The following is a 16162-nucleotide window of genomic DNA, read 5'->3' on the forward strand; positions in this document are numbered from 1 at the left end:
CGGATTACTTGACCGCGACCTGCGAGATGTCCAGAACGCCCGTCCAGTCGCTGATCACGACGTTCTTGACGTCCTTGCCGTACAGGCGCTTGTAGACCGGGTGGAACAGCGGCACGGTCAGGGCCTGCTCGCCGATCTTCTTGTCCAGTGCACCCCACCGCTTGGCGGCAGCGTCAAGATCGGTCAACTTGTTGATCGCGTCGATCTCGTCATTGACCGACTTGTCGTCGAGAAGGCCCGTGTTGAAGTTCGCGCCGTCCTTGACGATCTGCCGGCCGTCGAAGATCGGGGCGAGGAAGGGACCGCCCGAGGGCCAGTCCGCACCCCAGTGGGCGAGGAAGAACCCGGGCTCGGACTTCACGCTGTGGATCGTGTCCGAGTAGTCGTTCTCCTCCAGGCCCTGGAGCTTGACCGTGATGCCGGCCTTCTTGAGCGCGTCCTGGATCGCGGTGGCGATCTCGGGGCTGGTCTCGAAGTCCTTGGCGTTGGAGTGCGTCAGCGTGACCGTGAGCCCGTTCGGGTAACCGGCCTCCTTCAGCACCTCCTTGGCCTTCGCCGCGTTGCCCGTGTCGCCGGCCGGGAAGAGGTCGTACGGCTCGTAGCCGAAGGACTTCTGGTTCGGCAGGAAGGTGGTGGCGGGCTCGGCGAGCGCGCTGCCGCCGGCCGCGTTGACCACGGAGGAGCGGTCGACGGCGTACGAGATCGCCTGCCGCACCTTGGCGTTGTCGAACGGCTTGACCTTCGGGTTGAACGCTATGTAGTTCGTGTAGCCGAAGTGGCCGGTGCCGACGCGGGAGGCGAGCTCCTTGTCGCCCGTCACCTTGGCGAGCTCGGCCGGGCCGAGGTTGGTGTCCGTGGTGACCGCGGCGGCGTCCGCCCCTTGGGACGCCGACAGCCGCTGGTTGATCACCGACGAGTCGAGCCCGGACTTGACGTCGATCCTGTCCGGGTACGCCTTGCGCTCGGCGTCCGTCGAGGCGGACCAGTAGGTGTTGCGCTCCAGGACGAGGTGCTCACCGTCGTTCCGGTTGGTGACGACCTTGTACGGGCCGGACGAGACGGGGTGCTCCTCGTACTTCGTGCCCGTGTCCTTGGCCTTCGGGACGGGCGTGAACTGCGTCTGCGTGGCCAGGTACGGGAACTCGCCCTCCGGCTTGTTCAGGTGGAAGACGATGGTCCGCGCGTCCGGCGTCTCGATCGCCGTGAGGCCCTTCTTGTCCTTGTACGGCCCCTGGTAGTCGGCCGCGCCGACCAGCCAGTCCCGCAGGTAGGGGGCGCCGCCGGACAGTTCGGGCGCGAAGGAGCGCTCGATGCCGTACTTGATGTCGGCCGAGGTGATCGCGGTCCCGTCCTCGTACTTGAGGCCCTTCTTCAGGGTGTACGTCCACACGGTCGCGTCCTTGTTGGGGCGACCGGTGTCGGTGGCGAGGTCCGGGACGACCTCGGCACCCGCGGCGCCGTTCTCGCGGTTGCGGGTGGTGAGGGTGCGGAAGACGAGGGAGGGGACGTTGCCGCCGCCGGAGGTGTAGAGGCGGGCCGGGTCGAAGTCCTGCTGCGGGTTGGCGTTCAGGACCGTCAGGGTGCCGCCCTTGCTGGGCGCGGAGTCGCCGCCGGAGCTCTTGGCATCGTTGTCCTCGGGGCCGCAGGCGGCGGCGCCCGCTGCCAGGACCAGGCTTACGGATACCGCAGCCGCACGGCGCGCTGTGAGGGACGGTTGACGCATCGGAGACGACCTCTCGAATGATGAGTCTCGAATGGCGAGACGAAATGACGAAGGGTGAGACGAAGGTGGACGGACGTCTGCCCCGGCGTCGGGTCGTCGGAAAAGCCGTGACCCGGGGTCACGGTGAAATGCGGGCTTCGCGACGCGCGCGCCTGGGGGCGGGCGTCAGCGACAGAGAATGTCGGCCACGCAGAGCGGGGTCACACCGATGAGCGCCAGCTCGATGGCGGCGCTGCTCTCGACGGCATGACGGGACCACATGCTCTGAAATATGTACGACCGATCAACACATGTCAATGTGACGTTTGCGCCGTCCGTCAACTCCCGGGATAGGGCCACGGATTGGGCCGGCAGTGGATTCCGTCGTGGTCGAGGAACTTGGTCTGCTGCTGCATGACCGGCGCGAGCTCGCCGTTCTTGTCGCAGGTCACGTGGGAGTAGCCGAGGCGGTGGCCGACTTCATGGTTGATCAACATCTGCCGGTACGCATGGATCCGATCACCGTACGTGGTTGATCCCTGCGCCCATCGATACGCATTGATCATCACGCGTTCGGTGGCGGCCGAGTCGCACGAGACGTTGTCCTGCGTGGTGTCGAGGCCGGACTTGGCACACCAGTCGGCCGTGGTGCCGGGGCTGGCGAGGGTGATCACGAAGTCGGGTTTGCCGGAGTAGATGCGCTCGAAGGTGCGGGCGCCGCCGTGGGCCCAGCTCCGCTTGTCGTTGAGGGTCTTCTGGACGGCTTCGGCGAAGAGGGCGCCGTCGAGACCGAGGCCCTGCTCCACGTCCACGCGGTAGGTGTACTTCTGTCCCTTGCCGGGCGCCTTGTCGACCCCCTGGACGGCGTCGAACTTCCCCGAGCCGTCCAGCTTGGCGCTGAGCGGGTACTTGGTGTCCATCTTCTGCTCGTACGTCAGCGGTGTCACGACGGCCGAGGACGACGGCGAGGGCGGGGACTGCCCGACCACGCCCGTGCCGGCGTCCCGCGCGTCCCGTGCCTGGTCCGTCGCGGACTGCGCACCCGAGGCGGTTCCGCCTCCGTCGGCGACCTGTCCGGCCACGACGACCGCGAGCACGGTGACGACGGCGGCGGCCGCGATGCCGGTGAACGCCCGGCCCTTGCCGCCCTTGGCCGCCGGGGGTCGGTCGTCCGGGGGCACGTCGCCCGGCCCGGGGCGGGCGTCCTCGCCGGTGCGGCCGTCGGTGTCGTCGGGCCAGTCGGTCACGGAGCCGTAGGAGTGCGGCCCGGTGGGAACGGGGCCGCGGGGGCCGCCGGGTGCGAAGACGTCCACGTCCACGTCGCCGTCCTCGGCGAACGCGTCGACGTAGTCCTGTCGCGGACGCGACCGTGCCCCGGGCGGGGCCTGTCGCTGCCGCGGCGGAGCGACTCCGGGCCCGGCGGCGTGGCCGCCCGGCTCCTGACCCCGCAACTCCCCCCAGGCGCCCCCGGATTCACGCTGCTCGGGATGCCCACCCCGGACCCGGGGCACGCCCTGGGCGGGCGTGCCGTCGGCAACCCGCGGGAAGCCCCCCGGCGGAGTCCCGTCCGGGAACCGCCGCACACCTTGCCCGGACGCACCACCGGGCACCCGGGGGACCCCACGCGCGGGCGTCCCGTCGTAAAGCCGGGGGAAGCCGTGTGCGGGGGGGCCGTCGGGAAGGCGAGGAACGCCACGCGCGGGCGTCCCGTCGGGAAGCCGCGGAACGTCACGCGCGGGAGTGCCCTCAGCAACTCGGGAGTTCCCGGACCCGGACATCACCCCGCCCGGCACCCGAGGAAAGCCACGCGCGGGCGTGCCATCAGGAAGCCGCGGAAACCCATGCGCAGGCGTCCCATCCCCGAGCCGAGGAACGCCACGCGCAGGCGTGCCCTCCGGAACCCGCGGAAACCCACGCTCAGGCGGGCCCTCCGGAACCCGAGCAGACCCGGCCCCGGACACCACCCCACCCGGCACGCGGGGAAAGCCCCGAGCCGGTGTCCCGTCAGGAACCGGCGGGAAACCACGCCCCGACGCCCCGTCAGAGACCGTCGAGCCACCCGCCCCAGACGCTCCGTCAGAAGCCGCCCGGAATCCCCGCCCAGACGTCCCGTCAGGAACCCAGGGCGCTCCACGTCCCGCCGCCCGATCTCCGAGCCCAGGCGCGCCCTGCGCCGGCACCCGGTACCCCGCAGGGCCGCTCGCCGGTCCTGCGCCCGGTGACCCGTACTCGCGCCCCCGGCCCCCCGGCATCCCCTGCCGGGCAGCCTGCGGTGCCGGGGCGGGGGGAGCCGGAGTCCGTTCCCGGCCCGGTGTGTCCGCGGCGCTGCGCACCGCCTCGGCGGCCGCCTGGCCCGTACCGCTCTTTGCCGAACTGCCTTTGTCGGGCCCCTTTTTGGGAGCGGGCCCGCGTCGACTGTGGCGTCCCACGCCCCGCCTCAGCTCCCCGGGATGGTGGTGTCGGCCCCGTCACCGGAGGCCGATGCGGCGTCCGCCCCGTCGCCCGGGGCACCCGCGGAGCGGTGACGCCGGTCAGAGCCTCCCACGGAACCGCCGGAAGTGCCCGCAGCGCCCTTGTCCGCCGCGAACTCCCGGAACGCCCCCGCCACCGTCTCCGGGTACTCCATCATCGCCACGTGCCCCGCCTCCGGCAGGGTCAGCAGACGGGAGTCGCGGAAGGTACGGGCCGCCTTCTGGGCCATGCGGAAGCCGACGAGCTGGTCGCGTCCGCCGTAGACGAGCAGCGTGGGTGCGAGGACGCGCTCGGCCTGGCGCCACAGCGCGTGCTGGCCGCCCAGCGTGTACGCGTTCACCAGGCCGCGCGCCGAACGCGTCATCGCGTCCCAGAAGTACGGCAGTTGCAGCCGCCGTTCCATCTCCTCCACCGCGTGCTGGAAGCCCTCCGGACTGACCCGCCCGGGGTCGCCGTAGCAGAGGGCGGTGACGCCGCGGACGCGCTGCTCGGCCGTCCAGTCCTTGCTGTACCGGGTGAACAGACCGGCCACACCGGGCAGCGCCAGCAGTCCCGTGGGCACGGCGGTGCGCTGGACGCGGAGCTCGGGGAGGGCCGGCGAGACGAGGGTGAGGGTGCGCACCAGGTCGGGCCGCACCGCCGCGACGCGCGTCGACACCGCGCCGCCGAGGGAGTTCCCGAAGAGGTGGACGGGCCCGCGTCCGGAGGCGTCGAGAAGACGGATCACCGCGCGCGCGTGAGCGGTGATCGAGTAGTTGCCGTCGTCCGGCGGCGGGGAGTCACCGAAGCCGGGCAGATCGACGGCCTCGCCGTCGACGTCGGCTTCGAGCTGCTCCATCAGCGCCGACCAGTTCTGCGAGGAACCGCCGAGGCCGTGGACGTACAGCGCGGGCGGCAGCCCCTCCCGCGCGGGCGGCCTCGAACGCACCGTGAGAGTGATCCCCGGCAGCCGCACCGACCTGAGCCGCTCGCCCTCACCGACCCTGACGGGTGCCACTTTCGGAAGGACGGTGGCGGGCGGCACGAAGGGCAGCTCGGTCGAAGGCATGCGGCAATGTTACGAGACGATCACGCACTGGTTCATGTGTTCGCCGTCACAGGCCACATGTACGAGGTCGGCGGGGCGGAATGCGCGCGGTACGGCACGTCCATCGCATGGCGTCCAGATCGCGTGTCTCCTAGGCTCGTACGCAGGGCACCCGCATGTGGCCCCCTGTGTACATCAGGGACGTTCTAGGAAGGGAGCCCACCATGGCCTACGACCCCACCGACCCCGAGGTCTTCGCCGACTCGGAGGCATTCGAGGAGGACGACGCCGTCGAGCTCGACGTCGAGGCCCCCGAGGGCGACGCGGCCGAGCAGCACACCGACATCGCCCCCCGCCGCGACGACCCGCTGACCGGCGTCGACCCCGACCGGGCCAACGAGGCCGACCTCGTCGAACAGACCCGGATCGTCTCGCTCGACGAGGACGACTATCGGTGACGTCGGCGCGATGCCGGGCGGCCGGCAAAGCACTCATCAGGGCATTCCTGACCAGGGACGGCGGGCGCCCTGCCCGCTGCATGACCGTTTGAAACCTATGCGTGGCTTTCGTCACCGTCCGGTCCGTGAAATTCTGCGCTCGCACCGCGCGCAGCACGGTTACCGAAAAGTACGATGGCCGCGCGGCGCACACCGCATGTGGACGACATTGGGAGGCGGCGTGACAGCCATCGAGCAGACAGAGGCGGCACGCCCGCGGGGGACGCGCCTGCCGCGCCGTGCCCGACGGAACCAGTTGCTGGGTGCCGCGCAGGAAGTCTTCGTGGCACAGGGCTACCACGCGGCCGCGATGGACGACATCGCCGAGCGGGCCGGCGTCAGCAAGCCGGTGCTCTACCAGCACTTCCCGGGCAAGCTCGACCTCTATCTCGCCCTGCTGGACCAGCACTGCGAGTCCCTGATCCAGGCGGTACGCGCCGCGCTCGCGTCGACGACCGACAACAAGCAGCGCGTACGGGCGACCATGGACGCCTACTTCGCGTACGTGGAGGACGACGGCGGCGCCTTCCGCCTGGTCTTCGAGTCGGACCTGACGAACGAGCCCGCGGTGCGCGAGCGCGTCGACAAGGTCACCAACGAGTGCGCCGAGGCGATCTGCGACGTGATCGCCGAGGACACCGGCCTCTCGCGCGCGGAGTCGATGCTGCTCGCGTCGGGCCTCGGCGGGCTCGCCCAGGTGGTGGCCCGGTCCTGGCTGCACAGCGACCGCAGCGTCCCGCGCGACCAGGCGGTCCAGTTGCTGACGTCGCTGGCGTGGCGGGGCATCGCCGGTTTCCCGCTGCACGGCACGGAGCACCACTAGAGGCCCTCGGGATCACATCGCGATCACGCACGACCCGCACGCACGCGTGCGGGTCGTTTGTTCCCGCGTGATGTTCGCTGTTGGCGTTCTCGCGCGGAGCGTGTACATCCCCTCACCGGGCTAATGTGTGCTGGGTACGGCGCGGAAGGTCGCGCACTTCACTGACCGTCGGAGGGACATAGCCGTGGAGGTCAAGATCGGCGTGCAGCACGCGCCCCGCGAGATCGTTCTGGAGAGCGGTCAGAGCGCCGAGGAGGTCGAGCGGGCGGTGGCGGAGGCCCTGGCCGGCAAGTCCCAACTGCTGAGCCTGGTGGACGAGCACGGCCGCAAGGTCCTCGTCCCGGCCGACCGTCTCGCGTACGTCGAGCTCGGCGAGCCTGCTCCGCGCAAGGTGGGCTTCGGCGCGCTGTAGGCAGACACACGAGGAGGGGCCCGGCGACCGTGCGGTCGCCGGGCCCCTCCTCGTGTGCCGGGCGGGTTCTTTCCTCCCCGTACGGAGGACGAACAGCACCCGCGGGAGGATTGCATTCCGCAGGTCACGGGTATGACGGGCTACGACCGTAATGCGCAGTGTGGCCGTGTGGGAGGGACCCCATGATGTTGATCGAAGCGCTCGGCTCCGCTCTGCTCGGTCTCGTGCTGGCGGGGGTGGCGGCACACCGTCTGGCGCACCGCCTGCCGACGCGATCCCTGGTCCTCGCCACGGGCACCGCGGGAGCCCTCTTCGGCGCCTTCGTGACCCACACCGCTCTGGACCCGGGCAACATCCTGCTGATCCTCCTGGGCGCGGCCGTGGTCTCGGTCGCCTCCCTGTCCCTGCTCCTGCGCCCGTCGGGAAGACTCCGCCGCTCGGCGACGGCGTGAGCGGCAAGCGGCCGTAGGGCGAGCGACGACTCGGGCCGCAGGGCGAGCGTCGACTCACCCGCGCGGGGGACCGACGCCACGCAGCACCAGCGCCGCGCGGCACCAAGGGCGCACAGCCCCGGCACCGGCCCTCCGAGACACCAACGCGGGGCGCAGCCGCAGCCCGCCGCGCCGCAGGACGCCCCGGGCCCCGGGCCCCGGGCCCCGAGAACCCTTACGCCGCCAACCCCAGCGCCGCCATCCGCTTCGTGTGCGCCTCGGTGATCCGGGAGAACATCCGACCCACCTCGGCGAGGTCGAACCCGTCCGCGACGCCCCCGACGAGCATCGTCGACAGCGCGTCCCGGTCCGCCACGACCCGCTGCGACTGCGACAGCGCCTCACCCATCAACCGCCGTGCCCACAGGGCGAGTCGGCCGCCCACCCGCGGATCCGCGTCGATCGCCGCCCGCACCTTCTCGACGGCGAACCCGGCGTGCCCGGTGTCGTCGAGGACGGCCAGCACCAGCTCGCGCGAGTCCGTGTCGAGCCGCGCCGCGACCTCCCGGTAGAAGTCACTGGCGATCGAGTCGCCGACGTACGCCTTGACGAGCCCCTCCAGCCAGTCCGAGGGCGCCGTCTGCCGGTGGAACCCGTCGAGGGCCGCGACGAACGGCTCCATCGCCAGCGTCGGCTCCTCGCCGATCTCCGTCAGCCGGTCGCGCAGCTTCTCGTAGTGGTGGAACTCCGCCGACGCCATCTTCGCCAGCTCCGCCTTGTCCGCCAGCGTCGGCGCCAGCTTGGCGTCCTCCGCGAGCCGCTCGAAGGCCGCGAGCTCGCCGTACGCGAGCGCGCCGAGCAGGTCGACGACCGCGGCTCGGTACTGCGGGTCGGCGGCGGCCTTCGTCCAGTCCTGGGCGGCGACACCGGTGTGCTCGACGGTGGGTTCGGCCGGGGTCTCGGAGGCGTTGTCGGGCTTGTCAGAGGTCGTCATGAAGCGCACAATAGCCCGCTCTCCGGACGGCGGAAGGCCCTGGTCAATCAGTGTGACGACGACTACGTGACCAAATCGGCCATCACATGTGCGCGATTCCGGGGTATGGTGGTAATGCGCCTGCTGGTACGACGGCACTTCGTGAGTGTGCCGTACCTCGACAGGCCGCACGTATGAGGATGCCCGGTCGGTGGCCCGATCGGCTCCGACCCGACAAGCCCTCCTCCCGTACGGCACTGTGCGTACGGATTCCGGAGGGGGACCCTCAGCGGTACGAGCGCTAGAGCGTCGGCAGTGGTCCCGTGCCATTACGGCTTGGCCCGTAAGGCAGCCGACGTCCCCAGCACGGTAGACGACCCCCGCGCTCGCCTCGCACCGCGCACACAGAAGAGGCAGCACCCTGACTACGACTTTCCGCGATCTCGGCATTCTGACCGAGACGGCCGAGGCCCTCGAAGCCGTCGGCATCATCAACCCCTTCCCCATCCAGGAGATGACGCTCCCGGTCGCCCTCTCGGGCTCCGACGTCATCGGCCAGGCCAAGACCGGCACCGGCAAGACGCTGGGCTTCGGCCTCCCGCTCCTCGAGCGCGTCACCGTCCCCGCCGACGTCGAGGCCGGCCGCGCAAAGCCCGAGGCGCTGACCGACGCCCCGCAGGCGCTCGTCGTCGTCCCCACGCGCGAACTGTGCACGCAGGTCACCAACGACCTGCAGACCGCCGGCAAGGTGCGCAACGTCCGCGTTCTCGCCATCTACGGCGGCCGGGCCTACGAGCCCCAGGTCGAGGCCCTGAAGAAGGGCGTCGACGTCGTCGTCGGCACCCCGGGCCGGCTCCTGGACCTCGCGGGCCAGAAGAAGCTCAACCTCGGCCACATCAAGGCGCTCGTCCTCGACGAGGCCGACGAGATGCTCGACCTGGGCTTCCTGCCCGACGTCGAGAAGATCATCAACATGCTGCCGGCCCGCCGCCAGACGATGCTGTTCTCGGCGACCATGCCGGGCGCCGTCATCAGCCTCGCGCGCCGCTACATGTCGCAGCCCACGCACATCAACGCCACCTCGCCCGACGACGCGGGCAGGACGGTCGCCAACACCAAGCAGCACGTGTACCGGGCGCACAACATGGACAAGCCCGAGATGGTCGCGCGCATCCTCCAGGCCGAGGGCCGGGGACTGGCCATGGTCTTCTGCCGTACCAAGCGCACCGCGGCCGACCTCGCCGACCAGCTCAAGCAGCGCGGTTTCGCCGCCGGCGCGGTCCACGGCGACCTGGGCCAGGGCGCCCGCGAGCAGGCGCTGCGCGCCTTCCGCAACGGCAAGGTGGACGTCCTCGTCTGCACCGACGTCGCCGCCCGCGGCATCGACGTCGAGGGCGTCACGCACGTCATCAACTACCAGTCCCCCGAAGAGGAGAAGACGTACCTGCACCGCATCGGCCGTACCGGCCGCGCGGGTGCCAAGGGCATCGCGATCACCCTCGTCGACTGGGACGACATCCCGCGCTGGCAGCTCATCAACAAGGCGCTGGAGCTCGACTTCAACGACCCGCCGGAGACGTACTCCACCTCCCCGCACTTCTACGAGGACCTGGGCATCCCCGCGGGCACCAAGGGTGTCCTGCCGCGGACCGAGCGCACCCGCGCCGGGCTCGACGCGGAGGAGCTCGAGGACCTGGGCGAGCCGGGCGGACGCGGTGCGCGCGGCCGCGGCGACCGTGACCGGGGCCGCGGACGAGGTGGCCGGGACGAGTCCCGCTCCGCCGACCGCGAGCGTTCGGAGCGTACGCCGCGCCGTCGCCGTCGTACCCGCAGCGGAACCCCGCTGGACGCCGGCGCCCCCGTCGAGGCGGTCGCCCCGTCGGAGACCGCCGCTGTCGAGGACGCCACCGCGACCCGCACCCCGCGCCGCCGTCGCCGTACCCGCGGCGGGGCGTCCGACTCGGCACCGGCCGCCACCGAGGCGCTCACGGCAGCGGCGCCGGCCGTGTCCGACACCGCGGAGTCCGCCGTCGCCACGGCGGAGGGCCCGGCCCTCGACACCGAGACCCCGGCCAAGCCGCGCCGCCGCCGGACCCGCAAGTCCGCGGAGACGCCGGCCACGGCGGAGACGGTCGCCGAGACCGCACCGGTCACGGAGACCGCACCGGTCACGGAAGCCGCTCCGGTCGCCGAGACCGCTCCGGCGGCAGAAGCCCCGGCCACGAAGCCGCGTCGTACGCGCAAGACGGCTGCCGCGGCCCCCGCCGAGGCCGCCCTGGACACGGCGGAGGCCACCGAGGCCAAGCCGCGCCGCACCCGTAAGGCAACCGCCACGGCCCCCGCAGCCGAGGCCGCCGTGGACACCGCGGAGGGCACGGCCACCAAGCCGCGCCGCACCCGCAAGACCGCGGCCGTCGCCGAGACCGCGGCCGACACCGCGGAGACCGTCGAAGCCAAGCCCCGCCGCACCCGCAAGACCGCGGCCAAGACCACGACCGCCGCCGAGGCAGCCGTGGACACGGCCGAGGCCACCGAGGCCAAGCCCCGCCGGCGCACCACCCGCAAGGCCGCCGAGCCCGCCGTGACCGCCGACATCCCGGCCCAGCCGGTCGCGGAGGCGGAGACGGCAGAGGCGGCCAAGCCCCGCCGTACACGGAAGACGGCGAGCACCGCGAAGGCTGCCGAGGCGGCCGTGGACACCGCGGAGGGCACGGCCACCAAGCCGCGCCGCACCCGCAAGACCGCGGCAGTCGCCGAGACCGCGGCCGACACCGCGGAGACCGTCGAAGCCAAGCCCCGCCGCACCCGCAAGACCGCGGCCAAGACCACGACCGCCGCCGAGGCAGCCGTGGACACGGCCGAGACCGCCGAGGCCAAGCCCCGCCGGCGCACCACCCGCAAGGCCGCCGAGCCCGCCGTGACCGCCGACATCCCGGCCCAGGCGGACCAGGAGCCGAAGGTTGCCGCACCGCGCCGCCGGACCCGCAAGACGGCCGCCGCGGAGCCCGCGGAGAACTGATCCGACGCCGACGGCCCGGTCCCTCCACCAGGGGGCCGGGCCGTCGGCGTTTCCGGCGCCGGCCCTCGGCAGCCGACGCGGACGACACCCACCCAGGGGCGCGGCCACCTGCACGCCGAGCCACGACGCGCCCGCACCCGCCCGAAGGCCCCCACGCCCCGCCGCACCCCCTACGACCCCGCCCCGCCACCCCCGCCCGATACCCTCACCCCGTGAGCACCCGAGCCGTCTTCGCCCTGCCGCCAGGCGCCCGCGCCTACCCCCTGCGCACCGCTCGCGGCGAGTTCGCGGCCGTGGATTCGGCCGTGCCCGACGGCGTCACCCCGAAGGGCACCGCGCTGCTGCTCCCCGGCTTCACGGGCAGCAAGGAGGACTTCACGCTGCTCCACGAACCGCTCACCGCGCGCGGCTACCGGATCGTGGCCGTGGACGGGCGTGGACAGTTCGAGTCGGACGGTCCGGAGACCGACGAATCCGCTTACGCACGCGGCGAGTTGGCGCGGGACGTGCTCGCCCAGGCGGCCGCCCTCGACGCCCCCGTGCACCTGGTCGGGCACTCCCTGGGCGGCCAGATCGCGCGCGCCGCCGTACTGCTCGACCACTCCCCCTTCCTCTCCTTCACCCTCGTCTCCTCGGGCCCCGCGCAGATCTCCGACTCCCAGCAGCAGCGCGTGAAACTGCTGCGGGACGCGCTTGGTGTGATGACGATGGCCGAGGTGTGGGACGCGATCCTGGCCATGGGCCCACCGGAGGAGGTCGGCGGCCCAACCAGGGGCATCGGGGACGTCGTACAGCTCCGCCGCCGCTGGCTCGGCAACAAGCCCGCCCAACTCCTCGCGACCGGACGTCAGTTGTGCACGGAACCGGACCTCGTGGAGGAACTCGCCGCCGTCCCGCTGCCGTTCCACGTGCTGTCCGGCTCGCAGGACGACACCTGGCCGGTGCCCCTCCTCGACGACATGGCCGTACGGCTGCGCGCCCACCGCACGGTGATCCCGGGCGCCGACCACTCCCCCAACGCCGACGAGCCGCTGCCCACGGCCCGCGCCCTGGCCGACTTCTGGGACGGCCTCGGCCTATAGGCGCTCAGTACTGCGCCTGCAAGTGCTCCCAGAACCCGTCCCGCAGCGCCCGCCGCAGATCGGCCTGGCCGCGCAGGGAGTACTGGAGCAGCCCCTCCGCCTCCACCAGCAGGTCCTGGTCCACCGAGCCCGGCAGATAGGGGTGCCCGGGCAGGAGCTCCTGGAGCGCCGCCCGCCCGCGCTCCGCGAGCCATTTCGCGGCGATCTGCGCGCCCACGAAGCGGACGTCGTCGCGGGGCGGCCGAGTGGCCGTCGCCTCGTAGGGGACGGCGGCCCGCCGGGAGACGTACGGCTTGAAGAAGTCGAGGTCGAGGGTGCGCTGGCTGTCGACCTCCCACAGGAGGGGTTCGGCCTGGTTGCGGCCCTCCGGTGCCTCGATGCCCCACAGGTGGACGCGGGCGCCGTAGCCCTGGGCCGCCTCGACCGCCGAGACCAGGTCCTCGTCACCACCGAGGAGTGCCGCGTCGCTGATCGCGCGGTGGCGGGCCAGGGACTCCAGGTCGGAGCGGATCAGCGAGTCGACGCCCTTCTGCTGGTTGTTGGCGTTGAGGTTGCCCAGCCGGACCTTGACGTCCGGGAGTTCGGCGATGGACTGCTGCTCCGCCGTGTGGATGCGGCGTCGCGCGCCGTCGTACCAGTAGACCCTGAGCAGTCGGCTGTCCGCGAAGATGGAGCGGGCCCGGTCGATGAGGGCCTCGATCAGGCCCTCGGCGTCGAGGTCGAAGGCGCGCCGGTCCTCGGTGCCGGTGACGAGTCGTCCCGCGGCCGCGTAGAGGTAGCCCGCGTCGACGAAGATCGCATGCGTCGAGGGCGTCTTCGCCACCTCGGCGAGCATGCGCGTGAGCAGCTCGTTGGTGCGGTCGATGCGGGCGCTCAGGGGCGCCAGGTCGTCGTTCATCGCCACCATTGTCCCGGCGGTCACGCTGCGAACACAACCGGTCCCAAGGAGTCTCCGAAGACTCACTTACCGGTCAGTAATTAGCCGTTCGAAAAATTTCTTTAGCGTAGGGAATGTTTGTAACACGAACCCCGTTGACTACCTCTGTACGCAGTAATTCTCCGCAGGAGGATGACCAGACGAAGGGAGAAGCCATGCGCTTCGAAATCATGCGACTCGACGACGTCGACGGCACGCCCGTGGACAGCACTGTCGTGGACGCCGCCTCCGTCAACCGGATCGTTCAGCAGGCCGCCGCCATAGGACAGCGGCTCTGGATCCGTCCGGCCGACACCTCGGCCTCATAACCTCTACAGTCTCGACCGCACAGACGCGGATCACCGCTGAAGCTTCAGAGCCCCCGCCAGGCATCGACGCCGGGCGGGGGCTCTGCGCATGTCCCGGGGCGTTCAGCTCCCCTGGATCACCTGGGTGATCCCGTTGATGATCTGCTGCACGGCGATCGCGGAGAGCATCATGCCCGCGAGCCGGGTCACCAGCACGACCCCGCCGTCCTTGATGACCCGGATGATCAGCAGTGAGTACCGCATCACCAGCCACAGCACGACATGGATGGCCAGGATCGCCGTCCACACCGAGACCTGGGTGGCGACGCTGTGGGCCTTCTGCACGGCCAGGATGACGGAGACGATGGCACCCGGTCCCGCCAGCAAGGGCATGCCGAGGGGTACGAGCGCCACGTTGACGTCCTTGGTCTGCTTCGGCTCGTCGGTCTTGCCGGTGAGCAGGTCGAGCGCGATCAGCAGGAGCAGCAGCCCGCCCGCGATCATCAGCGCGGGCACGGAGACGTGCAGGTAGTTCAGGATCTGGTGGCCCAGGAGCCCGAACACGGCGATGACCCCGCCCGCCACGCAGACGGCCTGGAAGGCCATCCGCTTCTGCACTTTGCCGGGCCGGCCGGCGGTCAGCGCGAGGAAGATCGGGGTGATCCCGGGGGGATCCATGATCACGAACAGGGTGAGGAAGAGCGAGCCGAAGACGGCGACGTCGAACATGGTGGAACTGGCCTTACGGAAAGGGGTGGAACACGGCGCCGGGGACGGGACGGCCTGCGGCGCCGGGTGGTGGGAAGCGGAACCGGACCTCAGTTTCCGCCGGTCCCGGGCACGGGGAACGCACCCGTCGCCCGCCGCGTGATCTCCCCGTAGACCTCGGGGTCCGTCGTGCACTCGCCGAGGGCGACCGTCTTGCGGCTGCCGTGGTAGTCGCTGGACCCGGTGACGAGCAGTCCCAGGTCGGCGGCGAGCCCGCGCAGCCGTACGCGCGTGTCCTCGTCGTGGTCCATGTGGTCGACCTCGATGCCGTCGAGGCCGGCGGCGGCCATCTCGGCGATCGCGGACTCCGGGACGGTACGACCGCGCTTGCTCGCGCCGGGGTGGGCGAACACGGTGACCCCGCCGGCCCCCTTGACCAGCCGGATCGCCTCGAAGGGGTCGGTCTCGTGCTTCTCCACGTGGGCGCGGCCGCCGTCGGCCAGCCAGTCCTGTGTGAAGGCCTCGTCCACGCTCGGTACGACCCCGAGCTCGACGAGCGCGGTGGCGACGTGCGGCCGCCCGACCGAACCGTCCCCGGCGATCCGCGCCACCTGCTCCCAGGTGACCGGCACGCCCAGCTCCTGGAGCCTGGCCACCATCCCGCGGGCCCGGGGCACCCGGTCGTCCCGCACGAGCTCCCGCTCGGCGAGCAGCTCAGGCTCCTCGGGGTCGAACAGGTAGGCCAGCATGTGCATGGACACCCCCTCGATCCGGCAGGACAGCTCGGCCCCGGTGACGAGGGTCAGCCCGGCGGGCAGCGCGGCGATGGCCTCGCGGTACCCGCGGGTGGTGTCGTGATCGGTGAGGGCGACGACGTCCAGCCCGGCAGCGGCGGCGTTGCGCACCAGCTCGGCGGGCGTGTCGGTCCCGTCGGACGCCGTGGAGTGGCAGTGCAGATCGATGCGCACGACGAAGAACTCCAACGGACCGAACACGGGAAAGGACACCCAAGCGTAACCCCGAGGGGCACGGGGCCGTGCCGGCAGGCGGCTCCGCCGCGTGGGCGCGACCAGCCCATGACACGCACCCGTTTGGCGGCGGACGCCCGGCCCCGGTAGGCGCTACGGCTTCAGCAAGCGCGGCGACAACGCCCCGCAGGGCACCAGTTCCACTTCCGCCCCCGCGTCCCGCAGGTCCGTCAGCACCAGTTCGTCGTACATCAGCAGTCCGGACTGCTCGGGCCACACCACGGCCCACAGCCACAGCCCCAGCGCCTCTCCCGCGAACACCGCCCGGTCCTCCGGCGCCCCCGCGACATGCCACAGCGGCGTCGGCCGGCCGGCGGCGAGCACCTTCGCCTGTGCCGGCTTCTCGACGCTCATGTAGGGCCCCGGGTCCGGCCCGTCGATTCCCGCGTAGCGCGCCCCGAGTCCGACGCCGAGCTCCTCGGCCACGAGGATCAGCTCGCCGACACCTCCGAGCGGGCCGGGACCGGTGCACGCCACAGCCGTCGCACGGCCGCCGCTGCGGTCGTCGCCCGCGCAGGCCACGCCCGTGAACAGCCAGCCGACCGGCAGCGGCCACGGCATCCACACCGGCACCTGCGTGCGATGCACCACGACACCGAGGGCCTCGACGCTGGGCGGGATCACGGGCTGCAACGGATGCACCGTCCCGTGCACGTCGCACTGCCAGGAATCGGCGAAGAGTCCGGGAGCCCTGACCCGGCCACCACACTTCGGGCAACTGGGTTCGCCCCTCATAGGGCCCCACGGTCCTACCCTCGCTCCGC

16 protein-coding genes are annotated in these 16162 nt (G+C 71.7%); 7 read left to right on the forward strand and 9 right to left on the reverse strand.

Annotated features, from left to right (window positions below; genetic code table 11):
* Positions 1-4 precede the first annotated feature (4 nt).
* From ACIQJT_RS22835 to ACIQJT_RS22850, 4 genes are all read right to left on the reverse strand, one after another.
* On the reverse strand, positions 5-1723 hold the full coding sequence (locus ACIQJT_RS22835) for an ABC transporter substrate-binding protein (protein ID WP_365465706.1): 1719 nt from the start codon (positions 1721-1723) through the stop codon (positions 5-7).
* Between the two features lie 165 nt (positions 1724-1888).
* On the reverse strand, positions 1889-1984 hold the full coding sequence (locus ACIQJT_RS22840) for an Ms4533A family Cys-rich leader peptide (RefSeq protein WP_365465703.1): 96 nt from the start codon (positions 1982-1984) through the stop codon (positions 1889-1891).
* Between the two features lie 56 nt (positions 1985-2040).
* A complete protein-coding gene (locus tag ACIQJT_RS22845) occupies positions 2041-3663 on the reverse strand; it encodes a DUF3152 domain-containing protein (protein ID WP_402646173.1) in 1623 nt (540 codons plus the stop codon).
* 476 nt (positions 3664-4139) lie between these two features.
* On the reverse strand, positions 4140-5222 hold the full coding sequence (locus tag ACIQJT_RS22850) for an alpha/beta fold hydrolase (RefSeq protein ID WP_402646176.1): 1083 nt from the start codon (positions 5220-5222) through the stop codon (positions 4140-4142).
* A 203-nt stretch (positions 5223-5425) separates the two neighbouring features.
* Between ACIQJT_RS22850 and ACIQJT_RS22855 the strand changes: the two genes are divergently transcribed.
* The 4 genes from ACIQJT_RS22855 (at position 5426) to ACIQJT_RS22870 (ending at position 7385) form a co-directional block, all read left to right on the forward strand.
* Complete coding sequence (locus tag ACIQJT_RS22855; protein ID WP_365465694.1) at positions 5426-5659, forward strand: hypothetical protein; 234 nt, start codon at positions 5426-5428, stop codon at positions 5657-5659.
* A 220-nt stretch (positions 5660-5879) separates the two neighbouring features.
* A complete protein-coding gene (locus tag ACIQJT_RS22860) occupies positions 5880-6521 on the forward strand; it encodes a TetR/AcrR family transcriptional regulator (RefSeq protein WP_053852937.1) in 642 nt (213 codons plus the stop codon).
* Between the two features lie 184 nt (positions 6522-6705).
* A complete protein-coding gene (locus ACIQJT_RS22865; protein ID WP_020119766.1) occupies positions 6706-6933 on the forward strand; it encodes a DUF3107 domain-containing protein in 228 nt (75 codons plus the stop codon).
* Between the two features lie 185 nt (positions 6934-7118).
* A complete protein-coding gene (locus ACIQJT_RS22870; RefSeq protein ID WP_037720124.1) occupies positions 7119-7385 on the forward strand; it encodes a hypothetical protein in 267 nt (88 codons plus the stop codon).
* A gap of 214 nt (positions 7386-7599) precedes the next feature.
* On the opposite strand, the gene ACIQJT_RS22875 is transcribed toward ACIQJT_RS22870, so the two are convergent.
* Positions 7600-8367: a ferritin-like fold-containing protein gene (locus ACIQJT_RS22875; RefSeq protein ID WP_053852936.1), complete on the reverse strand. Its 768-nt coding sequence runs from the start codon at positions 8365-8367 to the stop codon at positions 7600-7602.
* A gap of 484 nt (positions 8368-8851) precedes the next feature.
* On the opposite strand from ACIQJT_RS22875, the gene ACIQJT_RS22880 reads away from it, so the two are divergent.
* Positions 8852-11356 (forward strand): DEAD/DEAH box helicase, encoded by a 2505-nt coding sequence (locus tag ACIQJT_RS22880; protein WP_402646181.1) that lies wholly within the window; start codon positions 8852-8854, stop codon positions 11354-11356.
* 212 nt (positions 11357-11568) lie between these two features.
* A complete protein-coding gene (locus ACIQJT_RS22885) occupies positions 11569-12438 on the forward strand; it encodes an alpha/beta fold hydrolase (RefSeq protein WP_402646183.1) in 870 nt (289 codons plus the stop codon).
* 4 nt (positions 12439-12442) lie between these two features.
* Here ACIQJT_RS22885 and ACIQJT_RS22890 read toward each other — a convergent pair whose 3' ends face one another.
* Entirely contained in the window at positions 12443-13336 is an 894-nt protein-coding gene (locus tag ACIQJT_RS22890) for an NYN domain-containing protein (protein ID WP_402646186.1), read from the reverse strand.
* 194 nt (positions 13337-13530) lie between these two features.
* Between ACIQJT_RS22890 and ACIQJT_RS22895 the strand changes: the two genes are divergently transcribed.
* Positions 13531-13683, forward strand: a complete 153-nt coding sequence (locus ACIQJT_RS22895; protein WP_007384531.1) for a hypothetical protein — start codon at positions 13531-13533, stop codon at positions 13681-13683.
* A gap of 102 nt (positions 13684-13785) precedes the next feature.
* Here the strand turns inward: ACIQJT_RS22895 and ACIQJT_RS22900 are convergent, their stop codons facing one another.
* The 3 genes from ACIQJT_RS22900 to ACIQJT_RS22910 all read right to left on the reverse strand — a co-directional run bounded on the left by ACIQJT_RS22900 (position 13786) and on the right by ACIQJT_RS22910 (position 16133).
* On the reverse strand, positions 13786-14391 hold the full coding sequence (locus ACIQJT_RS22900; protein WP_053851370.1) for a MarC family protein: 606 nt from the start codon (positions 14389-14391) through the stop codon (positions 13786-13788).
* Between the two features lie 89 nt (positions 14392-14480).
* Positions 14481-15338 (reverse strand): PHP domain-containing protein, encoded by an 858-nt coding sequence (locus ACIQJT_RS22905; RefSeq protein ID WP_402646500.1) that lies wholly within the window; start codon positions 15336-15338, stop codon positions 14481-14483.
* A gap of 153 nt (positions 15339-15491) precedes the next feature.
* Entirely contained in the window at positions 15492-16133 is a 642-nt protein-coding gene (locus ACIQJT_RS22910) for a DUF6758 family protein (protein ID WP_365455135.1), read from the reverse strand.
* Positions 16134-16162 lie beyond the last annotated feature (29 nt).

The organism is Streptomyces sp. NPDC091972 (assembly GCF_044756385.1).
GTDB lineage: Bacteria > Actinomycetota > Actinomycetes > Streptomycetales > Streptomycetaceae > Streptomyces.

Coding starts and splice junctions, on each gene's coding strand:
- ACIQJT_RS22835 (WP_365465706.1), bottom strand. CDS start 1,723: ATGCGTCAACCGTCCCTCACAGCGCGCCGTGCGGCTGCGGTATCCGTA.
- ACIQJT_RS22840 (WP_365465703.1), bottom strand. CDS start 1,984: ATGTGGTCCCGTCATGCCGTCGAGAGCAGCGCCGCCATCGAGCTGGCG.
- ACIQJT_RS22850 (WP_402646176.1), bottom strand. CDS start 5,222: ATGCCTTCGACCGAGCTGCCCTTCGTGCCGCCCGCCACCGTCCTTCCG.
- ACIQJT_RS22855 (WP_365465694.1), top strand. CDS start 5,426: ATGGCCTACGACCCCACCGACCCCGAGGTCTTCGCCGACTCGGAGGCA.
- ACIQJT_RS22870 (WP_037720124.1), top strand. CDS start 7,119: ATGTTGATCGAAGCGCTCGGCTCCGCTCTGCTCGGTCTCGTGCTGGCG.
- ACIQJT_RS22880 (WP_402646181.1), top strand. CDS start 8,852: ATGACGCTCCCGGTCGCCCTCTCGGGCTCCGACGTCATCGGCCAGGCC.
- ACIQJT_RS22890 (WP_402646186.1), bottom strand. CDS start 13,336: ATGAACGACGACCTGGCGCCCCTGAGCGCCCGCATCGACCGCACCAAC.
- ACIQJT_RS22895 (WP_007384531.1), top strand. CDS start 13,531: ATGCGCTTCGAAATCATGCGACTCGACGACGTCGACGGCACGCCCGTG.
- ACIQJT_RS22900 (WP_053851370.1), bottom strand. CDS start 14,391: ATGTTCGACGTCGCCGTCTTCGGCTCGCTCTTCCTCACCCTGTTCGTG.
- ACIQJT_RS22910 (WP_365455135.1), bottom strand. CDS start 16,133: ATGAGGGGCGAACCCAGTTGCCCGAAGTGTGGTGGCCGGGTCAGGGCT.